Annotated in this window: 12 protein-coding genes; 10 read left to right on the top strand and 2 right to left on the bottom strand. The window is 63.7% G+C overall.

Translation table 11 applies throughout. The annotated features are described in order from the left end of the window. The first annotated feature begins 7 nt into the window (after window positions 1–7). From AB4M76_RS09495 to AB4M76_RS09480, 4 genes are all read left to right on the top strand, one after another. Window positions 8–1,870, top strand: a complete 1,863-nt coding sequence (locus AB4M76_RS09495) for an ABC-F family ATP-binding cassette domain-containing protein (protein WP_368441585.1) — start codon at window positions 8–10, stop codon at window positions 1,868–1,870. Window positions 1,871–1,964: 94 nt separating this feature from the next. Beyond that, window positions 1,965–2,603 carry a MarC family protein gene (locus tag AB4M76_RS09490; protein ID WP_368441584.1) on the top strand — a complete coding sequence of 213 codons (639 nt, stop codon included), beginning with the start codon at window positions 1,965–1,967 and terminating at the stop codon, window positions 2,601–2,603. Window positions 2,604–2,651: 48 nt separating this feature from the next. After that, window positions 2,652–3,233 (top strand): TIGR02281 family clan AA aspartic protease, encoded by a 582-nt coding sequence (locus tag AB4M76_RS09485; protein ID WP_368441583.1) that lies wholly within the window; start codon window positions 2,652–2,654, stop codon window positions 3,231–3,233. A 125-nt stretch (window positions 3,234–3,358) separates the two neighbouring features. Then, entirely contained in the window at window positions 3,359–3,829 is a 471-nt protein-coding gene (locus AB4M76_RS09480) for a hypothetical protein (RefSeq protein WP_368441581.1), read from the top strand. 46 nt (window positions 3,830–3,875) lie between these two features. Here the strand turns inward: AB4M76_RS09480 and AB4M76_RS09475 are convergent, their stop codons facing one another. Together AB4M76_RS09475 and AB4M76_RS09470 are read right to left on the bottom strand one after the other, a co-directional pair. Next, complete coding sequence (locus AB4M76_RS09475) at window positions 3,876–4,334, bottom strand: DNA polymerase III subunit chi (protein WP_368442415.1); 459 nt, start codon at window positions 4,332–4,334, stop codon at window positions 3,876–3,878. Window positions 4,335–4,341: 7 nt separating this feature from the next. After that, a complete protein-coding gene (locus AB4M76_RS09470; protein WP_368441579.1) occupies window positions 4,342–5,814 on the bottom strand; it encodes a leucyl aminopeptidase in 1,473 nt (490 codons plus the stop codon). A gap of 151 nt (window positions 5,815–5,965) precedes the next feature. Between AB4M76_RS09470 and lptF the strand changes: the two genes are divergently transcribed. The 6 genes from lptF to rsmA are packed head-to-tail and all read left to right on the top strand — an operon-like array spanning window position 5,966 to window position 13,360. Continuing rightward, window positions 5,966–7,075, top strand: a complete 1,110-nt coding sequence (lptF, locus tag AB4M76_RS09465) for an LPS export ABC transporter permease LptF (RefSeq protein ID WP_368441578.1) — start codon at window positions 5,966–5,968, stop codon at window positions 7,073–7,075. Beyond that, a complete protein-coding gene (gene lptG, locus AB4M76_RS09460; protein ID WP_368441577.1) occupies window positions 7,072–8,169 on the top strand; it encodes an LPS export ABC transporter permease LptG in 1,098 nt (365 codons plus the stop codon). The genes lptF and lptG overlap by 4 nt, the downstream gene beginning before the upstream one ends. A gap of 1 nt (window position 8,170) precedes the next feature. Further along, window positions 8,171–10,324: an LPS-assembly protein LptD gene (locus AB4M76_RS09455; RefSeq protein ID WP_368441576.1), complete on the top strand. Its 2,154-nt coding sequence runs from the start codon at window positions 8,171–8,173 to the stop codon at window positions 10,322–10,324. Continuing rightward, the gene (locus AB4M76_RS09450; protein ID WP_368441575.1) at window positions 10,312–11,550 is read left to right on the top strand and encodes a peptidyl-prolyl cis-trans isomerase; all 1,239 of its coding nucleotides are present in this window, start codon (window positions 10,312–10,314) and stop codon (window positions 11,548–11,550) included. The genes AB4M76_RS09455 and AB4M76_RS09450 overlap by 13 nt, the downstream gene beginning before the upstream one ends. Further along, window positions 11,547–12,521 carry a 4-hydroxythreonine-4-phosphate dehydrogenase PdxA gene (gene pdxA, locus AB4M76_RS09445; protein WP_368441574.1) on the top strand — a complete coding sequence of 325 codons (975 nt, stop codon included), beginning with the start codon at window positions 11,547–11,549 and terminating at the stop codon, window positions 12,519–12,521. Before AB4M76_RS09450 ends, pdxA begins: the two co-directional genes overlap by 4 nt. Continuing rightward, entirely contained in the window at window positions 12,518–13,360 is an 843-nt protein-coding gene (gene rsmA / locus AB4M76_RS09440; protein WP_368441573.1) for a 16S rRNA (adenine(1518)-N(6)/adenine(1519)-N(6))-dimethyltransferase RsmA, read from the top strand. The genes pdxA and rsmA overlap by 4 nt, the downstream gene beginning before the upstream one ends.

Here is a 13,360-nt window from a genome sequence, read left to right as displayed (position 1 = left end):
GGCTTTCATGTTACGCATTTCAGAAATCAACTACTCCGTCGAAGGCCGCCCCCTGTTCGAGGAAGCCTCCGCCGTGATCCCCGAGGGCCACAAGGTCGGCATCGTCGGGCGCAATGGCGCGGGCAAGACCACGCTGTTCAAAATCATCCGGGGCGAGCTGTCTCTCGACAGCGGCGACATCTCCCTGCCGTCCCGCGCCAAGATCGGCGGCGTGGCGCAGGAGGTGCCCTCGTCCGAGACGTCGCTCATCGACACGGTGCTCGAAGCCGATGTCGAACGCGCGCGGTTGATGAAGGAAAGCGAGACCGCCGAGGATCCCGCCCGCATCGCCGACATCCAGACCCGGCTGGCCGATATCGACGCATGGTCTGCCGAAGGCCGCGCAGCCTCGATCCTCAAGGGGCTGGGTTTTGACGACGAAGAACAGCAGATGCCCTGCTCTGCCTTCTCCGGCGGCTGGCGGATGCGCGTGGCGCTGGCGGCGGTGCTTTTCGCGCAGCCCGATCTGCTGCTTTTGGACGAGCCGACCAACTACCTCGACCTCGAAGGCGCGCTCTGGCTGGAAAGCTACCTCGCGAAATACCCCCATACCGTGCTGATCATCAGCCACGACCGCGGCCTTCTGAACCGCGCCGTCGGCGGCATCCTGCATCTCGAAGACCGCAAGCTGACCTATTACCAAGGCCCCTACGACCAATTCGCCCGCCAGCGCGCCGAGAAACGCGCGTTGCAGGCCGCGATGGCGAAGAAACAGCAGGCCCGGCGCGATCACATGCAGGCTTTCGTCGACCGTTTCAAAGCCAAGGCCAGCAAGGCGAAACAGGCACAGTCACGTCTGAAGATGATCGAGAAGATGGACATGATCACCGCGCCCGAGGATGTGGCGCGCAAGGTCTTCACCTTCCCGGAACCGGAAGAACTCTCGCCGCCGATCATCAATATCGAGAACGGTTCGGTTGGCTACAGCGACGATAACCCCGTGCTGACCCGGCTGAACCTGCGCATTGACCAAGACGACCGCATCGCGCTTCTGGGCAAGAACGGTCAGGGCAAGTCGACACTGGCCAAGCTGCTGTCGGACCGGCTGCCGCTGATGGCGGGCAGGCAGATCAATTCCAGCAAACTGCGGGTGGGTTTCTTTGCCCAGCATCAGGTGGACGAGTTGATCGTTGAAGAAACACCGCTCCAGCACATGATCGCGGCCCGCCCCGGCGTGCTGCAATCGAAACTGCGCGCCCAACTCGCGGGTTTCGGCCTTGGCCCCGAACAGGCCGAGACCGAGGTCGGGCGGCTCTCGGGCGGGCAAAAGGCGCGGCTTTCGCTGCTCTTGGCCACGCTGCACGCGCCGCATCTCTTGATCCTCGACGAGCCGACCAACCACCTCGACATCGAAAGCCGCGAGGCGCTGGTCGAGGCGCTGACGCGCTATTCGGGCGCGGTGATCCTTGTCAGCCATGACATGCACCTGCTGTCACTGGTGGCGGATCGGCTTTGGCTTGTGTCGAAGGGCACGGTCAAACCCTATGAGGAAGACCTTGAAGCCTATCGCAAGATGCTGCTGACACCGGAAAAGCCGGTCAGCAAGAACCCGGCGAAACCCAAGGAAGCGCCCAAACCCAAACGCGCCAGCCGCGATGAGGTGCTGGCGCTGCGCAGCGAGGTGCGCAAGGCCGAAGCGCGGATGGAAAAGATCAACGAGATGCGTGACAAACTGGCCAAGAAACTCGCCGATCCCGCGCTCTATGAGGACGCCAAAACCGGCGAGCTTGAGGTCTGGAACAAGAAATACGCCGAGGTGATGGAGGCGCTGCACCGTGCGGAGACGCTTTGGATGGGCGCGCAGGAAAAGCTGGAAAAGGCCACCGCCTGATCTGATAACACTCAGTTTATTGCTAAGCGGGGGTCGCCTATGGGGCGGCCCTCGTGCATTCTGGCAGGACCACGCCAAGCGCCAAGGAAGAAGAATGACCTTCGACACCGCCTATATGATCACCGCCCTTGTCACGATGTTCGTGGTGATCGACCCCATCGCCATCGCGCCGGTCTTCCTTGCGCTCACCCGCGGCATGAGCAAGGCGCAGCGCCGTCTGATCGCATGGCGGGCCGTGGGCGTCGCGGGGATCATCCTGCTGATCTTTGCCGCATTCGGCGAAGCGGTGCTGAACTTCATCGGCATCTCGATGCCCGCCTTCCGGGTGGCGGGGGGTATCCTGCTTTTCATCACCGCGCTCGACATGCTGTTCGACCGCCGCACCAAACGGCGTGAGGACCGCGCGGATGAGGATGACCACGACGACCCCTCGGTCTTTCCCATGGCCATTCCGCTGATCGCCGGCCCCGGCTCCATCGCCTCTGTGATCCTGCTGACGGGCGAAAAACCGGGCGGTGAAGGGTTGATCACGATCATCGTCATCAGCGCATTGACGCTGGTCGTCATGGCCCTGACCATGCAGGTCAGCAGCGCGCTGGAGCGGGCAATGGGCAAGACCGGGATCAATATCGTGACCCGCCTTCTGGGGATGCTGTTGGCGGCCCTTTCGGTGCAATTCGTGCTGGACGGGCTCGCCGCATTCGGCTTTGGCCCCGGCCCCATGCCCGGCTGACATTCGCCCCCCGCGTTCCTATATCTAGAATAGGCAAAGGGGGGCTCCATGGCTGATATCGACACCGCGCATCTGATTTATCTGGTCGTTCTGCTGACAATGCTGGCGGGCTGGTTCTTTCTGCAAAGCCGCCCGTCGATGAACAAGACCCTGCAACAGGCGGCGGTCTGGGGGCTGATCTTTACCGGCGCGGCCGCCGGGGTCGGGCTGTGGCAGGACATCACCCGCGACAGCGCGCGCCAGCAGCTGCGCATCGACGCGCAGGGCGAGATCATCCTGCCGCGTGACCGGAACGGGCATTACTATCTCACGGCCCAGGTGAACGACGCGCCGGTGCGTTTTGTGGTGGACACAGGCGCCACCGATATCGTGTTGACCAAGGCCGATGCCGCGCGGGTCGGGATCGACCCCGAAGGGCTGAATTACTTTGGCCGCGCCGGCACCGCCAATGGTGAGACCCGCACCGCCTTTGTGAAACTGGACAAGGTCGTCGTCGGGAATGCGGTGGATCGCAATGTCCCTGCGGTGGTGAATGACGGGGAAATGTCGCAGTCGCTTCTCGGCATGGGCTACCTGCAACGCTGGGGCCGGATCGAGATCAGCGGCGGGGAGCTTCGGCTCAGCCGCTAGAGGCCGGACGGCTGAGAAGGATTTTGCCGCGAAATGACGCCATATGCGCCGCGACTTCGACAGGGTTTCGCCCTCTTCTTCGCCTAGGTGGATGCGTCAATATCACCAATCATGGATAAATTATCGTGTTACTTCCAAGTCTTGCTGGTGGGCCCTCGCCTCAGTCACAGGCCCATAAGCCCGCAAAATCCGAAAATACCGAAGACCGTCAGACCTCTGCCCCCGCGGCAGAGAAAGACGCCGCAGACAAGCCGCAGCAGAAACAGACCACCGCCGCGCCTCAGGAGGCCAGCCCGGCGCAATCGGCCCAAGCGCCGCGCAAAGCCGAGGCGGTGCAGCCAGCGCCCGCGGCAGATGCCGTCGAGACCGCCCGCAAACCATCGGCAGCGGATGAGGAGGCCTTCGCGCGGGCGGCGGCGCAGCGCGGGGTCGACAGCGCCCGCACCCGTGCTTTGCTGGCAACGATCGATCCGGTCAATAATTCTGCGGTGCAGGCGGCAAAATCGTATGTCAGCCAAGCACCGCAGGACGGCACGGCTGAGAAGACCAGCAATCTGGCGCCTGCATCAAAGCCCGATCTGGACAAAGCGGCGTGATATCAGCGCAGCGGGCGGGGGTCATTTGGTCCCCGCTTCCAATGGCTTACGTCTCGGCCTTCTTCTCCCAGCGGCCACTTTCCTCTGACCAATATTGCGCCGAGGCCCCGTCGGATTTCAGCCGCTTCCACAGCCCCCGCGCCTGATCCAAGGCGACAGGGTCATGCCCGTCAAACAGCACACAGACCCGCTCAAGCGCCGCGACCTCCTTGGCCGTGACATCTGCGCCATGGACGGCCATCACACAATTGGGCGCATTGGCGGCATTCGCGTCCAGCGTCAGAAGCACCGGTTGATCCGCGTCCTGCGGCCCCCCCGCCATGCCATGCGGCAGGAAACTATCCTCGGAAAAGGTCCAGAGCGCCTGATCCAGCGCCTCCAGCCCCGCGCGGTCGGTGCCGCGCAGGGCCACGCGCCAGCCATTGGCGAGCGACTTCTCCAGCAGCATCGACAGCGTCTCGACCAGAGGTCGCTGGGTCAGGTGATAGAAGTAAGCCGCCCCCATCGCTGTCTTAACCATTCTCGAAACGGTCAGCGACAAGCCGGTTCAACGCCGCCACGCCCCAGCCTGTGGCCCCCTGCGGCGCCAGCATGGTTTCGGATTTCACCGAGGCGACCCCCGCAATATCGAGGTGAATCCAAGGTGTTTCGTCTTTGACAAAGCGTTTGAGGAACTGCGCCGCGGTGATGGAGCCCGCCGGGCGCCCGCCGACGTTCTTCATATCGGCGATGCGGCTTTTCAACTGATCGTCATAGCCCTGCCCCAGCGGCAAGCGCCAGGCGCCCTCATGCTCGCTTTCGGCAGCCTTGAGAAAGGCGTTGCAGAGCCCATCGTCATTGGAAAAGACCCCGGCATTCTCATGCCCCAAGCCGATGATCACCGCGCCGGTGAGGGTCGCAAGATCAATCATCGCGGCGGGTTTGAAACGCTCCTGCGCGTACCACATCACATCGCAAAGCACCAAACGCCCTTCGGCGTCGGTGTTGATGATCTCGACCGTGTCCCCCTTCATGGATTTGATCACGTCGCCGGGACGGATGGCACTGCCCGACGGCATGTTCTCAACAACCCCGACCAGCCCCACGACATTGGCTTTCGCCTGGCGCCGCGCGAGGGCCCGCATCACGCCCGAGACCACGCCCGCGCCGCCCATGTCCATGGTCATATCTTCCATGCCTGCGCCGGGTTTGAGGCTGATGCCGCCGGTGTCAAAGACCACACCCTTTCCGACCAGCGCCAATGGCGCGTCATCCTTCGCGCCGCCTTCCCACCGCATGACGACGACTTTGGACGGGCTGTCAGACCCCTGCCCGACCGACAAAAGCGTGCGCATGCCGAGGCTTGCAAGCTCTTCTTCATCCAGAACTTCAACTTTGAGCCCGAGGCTTTCCATCGCCACCAATTGCTCGGCAAAGCTGGTGGTGGTCAGCACATTGGCCGGCGCGTTGGTCAGATCGCGGGTCATGAAAGCGCCTTCGGCGACGGCGAGCAGGGGCGCTGCCGCCGCGCGCGCGTCATCGGGTTTGGCGCACATCACCGTGACACTGCCCCTGCGGGGTTTCGGCGCTGATTTGTGGTCTTGGAACGCATAGTCCCGCATCACCAGACCAAAGGCCAGATCGGCGACGCGGCTTGTCGCCGCGGTCAGCAGCAACAGATCACTGTCGCCGCGCAATTTGGCCAGAGCCGCGCCGGCTTTGCGCGCCTGTGGCAGATCCGCGCGGCGCGGCAGATGCACCACATCGACAGCCTCGGCCGCCATGCCCGTGGGATAGGTGAGGCTCAGGACCTCGCCGGGTTTCAGATTGGCGAAACGCGCACCCTCCACCAGCCGGGCCAGCGCCCCTTTGGTCAGCTTGTTGATCCGCCGTGCACCGACATCAAGCCGCCCCGAAGGCTCCAGAAACACCGCCAGTCGCCCCGCATGGCCTGCAATCTGGTCGATATCGGTCTCGGAAAAGGTGATCGGGGTCAGGTCAGTCATAACGCGCCTCATGGTTGCTTTTGCCCAGACCTAGCCTGCCCGGCGCAGCATGACCAGATAGCAGTTTTCCCGGCATTCAAATTGCATTAACATTCCCGCAAACGCCGTCAGAGCATCGTGGGGGATCGCAGTGGCACGAATTGATCGCTACATGCTATCGCAACTTTTGGTGATGTTCGGGTTCTTTTCTCTGGTCTTGGTCGCCCTGTTCTGGATCAACCGGGCCGTGGTCCTGTTCGATCGCCTGATCGGGGATGGGCAATCGGCCTTGGTCTTTCTCGAATTCACCGCCCTCGGCCTGCCCAAGCTCATCGTCACCGTCCTGCCGATCGCGACATTCTCGGCCTCGGTCTATGTCACCAACCGCATGTCGGGGGAATCTGAGCTGACGGTCTTGCAGGCCGCCGGGACAGGCCCGTGGCGGCTCGCCCGTCCGGTCTTTGTCTTCGGGCTTTGCGTGGCGGCGATGATGACGGTGCTGACCCATTTTCTGGTTCCCATGGCCGAAGGCCAGTTGAAACAGCGCGAGGCCGAAGTGTCGCGCAATCTGACCGCGCGGCTGCTCACCGCCGGCACCTTTTTGCACCCGACCGATGACGTGACATTCTACACCCGCGAGATCGACAGTGACGGGGTTCTGCGCGATGTCTTCCTGTCGGATCGACGCGACCGCGAAGAGGGCGTGATCTACACCGCCGCCGAAGCCTATCTGACCCGCAATGGCGATGCCACGACGCTGATCATGGTCAACGGCATGGCCCAGCGGCACGATACGGTCACCAAACGTCTGGCCACGGCCAAATTCCGCGATTTCTCCTTCGATATCTCCCCCCTGATGGGCGAAGGCAGCGCGGCCGCCCTCTCTCCGCGCAGCATGATCACCCCGGATCTGCTGTCGGATTGGGCCGCCATCGCCGCCCGTTCGGGCATCGCCGAAGGCGATGTGGCGGAAGAGCTGCACGCGCGTTTTGCCCAGCCTTTGTTTTGTCTGGTCGCCGCGATGATCGGCTTTGCGACGCTGATCCTTGGCGGTTTCTCGCGCTTTGGGGTCTGGCGCGAGGCGGTGATCGCTTTTGCCCTGCTCATCGCGATTGATGGCATGCGCGGCACTTTGGTGAATCAGGTGCGCGAAACGGCGTCGCTCTGGCCTTTGCTCTATCTGCCGGCCCTGATCGGCGCGGTCCTGAGCCTCGCCATGCTCTGGCAGGCCGCCCATCCCAGATGGACCCGCAGATTGACCAAGAAAGGATCGCGCGCATGATCCTGCATTTCTATTTCGCCCGCCGTTTCCTTGTCAGCTTTGTGGTCATCACCAGCGTGCTCGGCGCCTTGGTCTTGCTGGTGGACGGGGTGGATCAGGCGCGGCGGTTCGCGAATGACGATGTCGGCTGGGCGCAGGTGCTTGGCATGACCCTGCTCCACCTGCCGCAGACGTTGAACCTGATCCTGCCGCTGATCATGATCCTGGCCACCGTGGCCCTGTTTCTTGCGCTGGCGCGTTCTTCGGAACTGGTCGTGACACGCGCCGCCGGCCGTTCGGCCCTGAGGGCGCTCATCGCGCCGGTGATGGTGGCTTTGGCGATTGGCGTTCTGGCGGTGGCGGTGCTGAACCCGATTGTCGCCGCCACCAGCGAACGGGCCGAGCAGTTGACCCAGCGGTATCGTGCCGACGGGCGCTCTGCCCTGTCGGTGAGCGATGAGGGGCTTTGGCTGCGGCAGGGCAACGCAGAGGGCCAATCGGTGATCCGGGCCTGGCGCACCAACAGCGATGCCTCGGTGCTCTATAATGTCACGATCATCACCTATGAGCCGGACAAGGGCCCGACCCGGCGCATCGAAGCCGAGACCGCGCGGCTGCTGGACGGAGAATGGCGCCTGCGCGGCGCAAAGGTCTGGCCGCTGGCCGCCGGGGTCAATGCCGAGGGCGCGGCGGAGGAGCATGAAAGCCTGACGATCCCCTCCTCTTTGACGGTTGAGCGCATTCGCGAAAGCATCGGTCGCCCGGCCGCCGTGTCGATCTATGAATTGCCCAGTTTCATCCGGCAGCTTGAACAGGCCGGCTTCAGCACCCGGCAGCATGAAGTCTGGCTGCAAGCCGAACTGGCGCGGCCCTTCTTTTTGGTGGCCATGGTTCTGGTTGCGAGCGCTTTCACCATGCGCCATACCCGTTTTGGGGGAACCGGCGTGGCGGTTCTGGCTTCGATTTTGCTGGGGTTTGGTTTGTATTTCATTCGCAGTTTCGCACAGATTCTTGGCGAGAACGGGCAGATTCCGGTGATCCTCGCCGCTTGGGCGCCGCCGCTTGCGGCAATCTTCCTTGCCCTCGGTCTTTTGTTACATGCGGAGGATGGCTGAGATGCGCGCCGCTCTCTTTGGTCTTGCCCTGATCGTGGCCCCCGCCACCCTGTCTGCGCAAAGCCTGACCGCGCCCGACCGCCCGGCGGTTCTGGTGGCCGATCGGGTGTTCATCACCCGGGATCGGGTTTTGGTGGCGCAGGGCAATGTCGAAGCCTTTCAGGGCGAGACCCGCCTGCGCGCCTCGGCGATCCGCTATGATCAGGCCAAGGGTGCGCTGGTCATCGAAGGGCCGATCGTCTTGTCGGAAGGCGAGAACACCACGATCCTTGCGGATGCGGCAGAGCTCGATTCCGAGTTGCAATCGGGCCTGTTGAGCGGCGCGCGGATGATCCTTGAACAGCAGTTGCAGCTTGCAGCGGTGCAGATCAACCGGGTCGAGGGGCGCTATAGCCAGCTTTACAAAGCGGCGGTAACCTCTTGCAAAGTCTGCGAAGATGGCGAAGCGCCGCTCTGGCAGATCCGGGCCAAACGGGTGGTGCATGATGAACTGGCCCAGCAGCTTTATTTCGACGAAGCGCAGTTTCTGATCAAGACGGTGCCGATCTTTTACCTGCCGCGGTTGCGCCTGCCCGACCCGACGCTCGACCGCGCCACCGGGGTGCTGACGCCCACGGTGCGCTCCACCTCGCAACTGGGCGTGGGGCTGAAACTGCCCTATTTCATCAAGATGGGCGACCACCGGGATCTGACGCTGACCCCCTATCTGTCGAGCGAAACCCGCACGATGGAATTTCGCTACCGTCAGGCTTTTACCGCAGGGCGGATCGAGTTCAATGGCGCGATCACCCGGGACGAGCTGCAGCCAGACGACACGCGCGGCTATCTTTTCGGTGATGGCCGCTTTGATCTGCGCCGTGACTATAAGCTCTATTTCGGGATCGAGACCACCAGCGACCGCTCCTACCTGAGCGATTACGGCTATTCCGACGCCGACCGGCTGACCAGCGAGCTGACCGTCAGCCGCGCGCGGCGGGATGAATATACCCGCGCCAGCCTGCTGAACTACCAATCCCTGCGGGATGGTGACATCAACGACAATCTGCCGACCCTTGTGCTGGATGGCGAATATCAAAAGCGCTATTTCCCGGCCCGTTTCGGCGGCGAGCTGCGCCTCTCGCTGGAAGCGCATAGCCACCGCCGGGCGTCGGACCTCAGCACCGATGGCCCGGACCCCGACAGCATTGTCGACGGGCGCGATGTCTCGCGGCTGAACGGCGATATCGACTGGATGCGGCATCTGACCTTTGCCAATGGCATGGTGAGCGATCTGCAGCTTGGCACAAGTTTTGGCCTGTTCAACATCGCGCAGGATGCGAACTTCACCCCGCGCCATAGCGACATCGTCCCGAAAGTCGCGGCGGCGCTGCGCTACCCGATGCAGCGGCGCGAGACGGGCGGCGCGGTGCAGCAGCTTGAGCCGCTTGTGCAATTGGCCTGGACCGGGGGGGACCGCTTGGACATTCCGAATGAGGAAAGCACACTGGTCGAATACGACGAAGGCAACCTGCTCGCCCTCAGCCGTTTCCCTCGCCCCGACCGGCGCGAGCGCGGGGCGGTGGCGGCTTTTGGCGTGAACTGGGCGCGGATCGACCCCAATGGCTGGGATGCGAACCTGTCGGTGGGGCAAGTGATCCGCGACAAGACCGACGCCGATTTCTCCTTCAGCTCTGGCTTGGAAGGCACCCAGTCCGATTTCCTCGTCGCGGGTCAGCTGCGCAATGACAATGGGCTGGCGGTGATCGGGCGCGGGCTTGTCGATGATGATTTCCAAGTCGCCAAGGCCGAGCTGCGCGGGGTCTGGAACTATCAGCGCGGCCAGATTGCAGGCAGCTATATCTGGCTTAGCGCCGATCTGGATGAGGACCGCCAAGACAATGTCTCCGAGATCACCTTTGACGGCAGCTATGCGATCAACAGCCAATGGCAGGCCACCGCCGACTGGCGTTTTGACGTCGAAGACGAACGCGCCGCGAGAGCGGGATTGGGCCTGAGTTACAACAATGAATGTGTTCAGGTCGACGTTTCGGTCAACCGGCGCTATTCATCCTCTACAAGTGTTGAGCCCTCAACCGATTTCGGATTTAACATCGGTCTGCGGGGCTTTGCCGCCAACACCGGAACAGAAAGATACGTACGCTCATGTGGGAAGTAACGAAACAGAAATTCCGTGTCGTGATGCGGGGGGCCGCGGGTGTTGCCCTGGCCTTGATGATCGGACAGCCCGGCGCGGCGCAGAACCTCTTCGCCCCCGTGGTGCAGATCGACGGTGCGGTGATCACCGAATATGAGGTCCAGCAGCGCCAGCGTTTCTTGCAGTTGCTCGGCGCGCCGGGGACCGACCGTGAAAGCGTGATCGATGCGCTGATCGAAGACCGGCTGCGCGGGAAGATCTTGAAGCAGGCCGGGCTTGAAGTCACCCCCGAAGCCATTCGCGCCGGGATGAAGGATTTCGCCGCCCGCGCGGATCTGACCACCGATGAGTTTCTCCAGGCGCTTGGGCAGGCGCAGGTCTCCGAAGAGACCTTTCGCGATTTCATCCTGATCAGCTCGGCCTGGCGCGATCTGATCCGGGCGCGGTATAACAGCCGGGTCAATATCACCGATGCCGAGGTGGACCGCGCGCTTGGCAGCAGCCGGGGCAGCACCGGCCTGCGCGTGCTTCTGTCCGAGATCATCATCCCCGCGCCGCCAGCCAAGGCCGATCAGGTCAATGCGCTGGCCGCCGAGATTTCGCAGACCCGCAGCGCGGCGCAGTTTTCGGCCTATGCCCGCCAGTATTCCGCCACCGCCTCCCGCGATCGGGGTGGCAAGATGCCCTGGACCGAGCTCGAAAAGCTGCCGCCGTCGCTGCACCCGATCCTGCTTGATCTGGCCCCCGGTGAAGTGACAAAACCGCTGCCCATTCCCAATGCCGTCGCGCTGTTTCAGCTGCGCGGGATCGAAGAAACCGGCACCCCCAGCGTGACCTATTCCGAGATCGACTATGCCGCCTATTACATCCCCGGCGGGCGTTCCGAAGCCGCTTTGGCCCGGGCTGCGCAGCTGCGTGGGGAGGTCGATCAATGCGATGATCTTTACGGCACGGCGCAGGGCCAGCCTGCGAATGTGCTGGACCGAAATGCCAAGGCGCCAGCCGATATCCCGCAGGATGTCGCGCTGGAATTGGCCAAGCTTGATCCCGGCGAAGTCTCCACCGCGCTGACCCGGTCCAATGGGCAAACGCTGATGTTCTTGATGCTGTGCAACCGTGTCACCGCCGAGAACGCGGATGTGGATCGCGAGGCGGTCATCAGTTCGATCCGCCAGCGCAAGCTGCAAGGCTATGCCCAGCAGCTGGTCGATCAGGCCCGCGCCGACGCCCGCATCATCCGCCAATGAGCGGGCAAGCCCGGCCGGTGGTCATTTCCTGCGGCGAGCCTGCGGGGATCGGCCCCGAAATCGCCGCCCGCGCCTGGGCGGCGCTGGCCTCTGACATTCCGATGGTCTGGATCGGTGACCCGCGCCATCTGCCGAAAGACCTGCCGCATCGTTTGATCGAGAGCCCTGAGGCGGCCCGCGCCCCGAGCGCCGAGGCGCTGCCGGTTCTGCCGCATGAGTTTGGCAGCGCCGCCCTGCCCGGTGTCGCCCAGCCTAGGCACGCGCAGGCTGTCATCGATGTGATCGCACGGGCGGTTGATCTGGTGCAGCAAGGGGCCGCTTCGGCGCTCTGCACCGCGCCGATCCACAAGAAAGCGCTGCAAGATGGCGCGGGCTTTGCCTACCCCGGTCACACCGAATATCTGGCCGCGCTTGCGGGCGCGGATGACGTCGTGATGATGCTGGCGTCAGAGCAATTGCGCGTGGTGCCGGCGACCATTCACATCGCGCTTGACCGAGTGCCGCTGGCGCTGACCCCGGCAAGCCTGCGGCGCACCATTGAGATCACGGCGGCCAGCCTGCGGGAGCGCTTCGGCATTGCCCGCCCTCGGATCGCCGTGGCCGGGCTGAACCCCCATGCGGGCGAAGGTGGCAGCATGGGGCGGCAGGAGATCGACTGGATCGCGCCGCTGATCCTTGAGATGCAGGGCGAAGGCTATGCGCTGACCGGCCCCCTGCCGGCCGATACGATGTTCCACGCAGCCGCGCGGCAAAGCTATGACGCTGCGGTTGCGATGTACCACGATCAGGCGCTGATCCCGATCAAGACGCTGGATTTTGACCGGGGTGTGAACGTGACCCTAGGCCTGCCCTTCGTGCGCACCTCGCCCGACCATGGCACCGCCTTTGACATCGCAGGCCAAGGCCGCGCCAATCCGACCAGCATGATCGAAGCCATCAAACTCGCGTGGCGCATGGGGAGCACGACATGAGCGCGATCGACAATCTGCCACCGCTGCGCGAGGTCATCGCGACATATGAGCTGGCCGCGCGCAAATCGCTCGGTCAGAACTTTCTGCTCGATCTGAACCTCACCGCCAAGATTGCCCGTCAGGCCGGCGATATGGCCGATTGCGACGTGCTGGAGATCGGCCCCGGCCCCGGCGGGTTGACCCGCGGGCTGCTGTCCGAGGGCGCGCGCCATGTGCTGGCCATCGAAAAAGACCGCCGCTGCTTGCCCGCACTGGCCGAGATTGCCGACCACTATCCGGGGCGCCTGACCGTGATCGAAGGCGACGCGCTCCAGATCGACCCGCTGGCGCATCTGACCCCGCCGATCCGGGTGGCGGCCAACCTGCCCTATAATGTCGGCACCGAACTGCTGGTGCGCTGGCTGACCCCGCCGGAATGGCCGCCTTTCTGGCAAAGCCTGACGCTGATGTTCCAGCGCGAGGTGGCGGAACGGATCGTGGCCACCCCCGGCTCGAAAGCCTATGGGCGGCTCGCGGTCTTGGCGCAGTGGCGCAGCGATGCGCGGATCGTGCTGCAACTGCCGCCCGGCGCTTTCACCCCGCCGCCCAAGGTCTCCTCCAGCGTTGTGCATCTCACCGCCCTGCCGGAGCCGCGTTTCCCGGCCGATCCGGAGGTGCTGAGCCGTGTCGTCGCAATGGCCTTTAACCAACGCCGCAAGATGCTTCGTTCGGCGCTCAAAGGTGCTGCGCCGGATATCGAAGACCGGCTGCGGGCCGCGGGGCTCAGCCCCACCGACCGCGCCGAGCAGGTCCCGCTCGAAGGGTTCTGCGCACTGGCCCGCGAAATTGCCAAAGGGTAA

Origin of the sequence: Sulfitobacter sp. PS-8MA, from assembly GCF_040933935.1 — a bacterium.
Classification (GTDB): Bacteria; Pseudomonadota; Alphaproteobacteria; order Rhodobacterales; family Rhodobacteraceae; genus Sulfitobacter.
The sequence above is the reverse complement of the archived record's forward strand: the minus strand, read 5'-3'. Positions and strand labels throughout refer to the sequence as shown.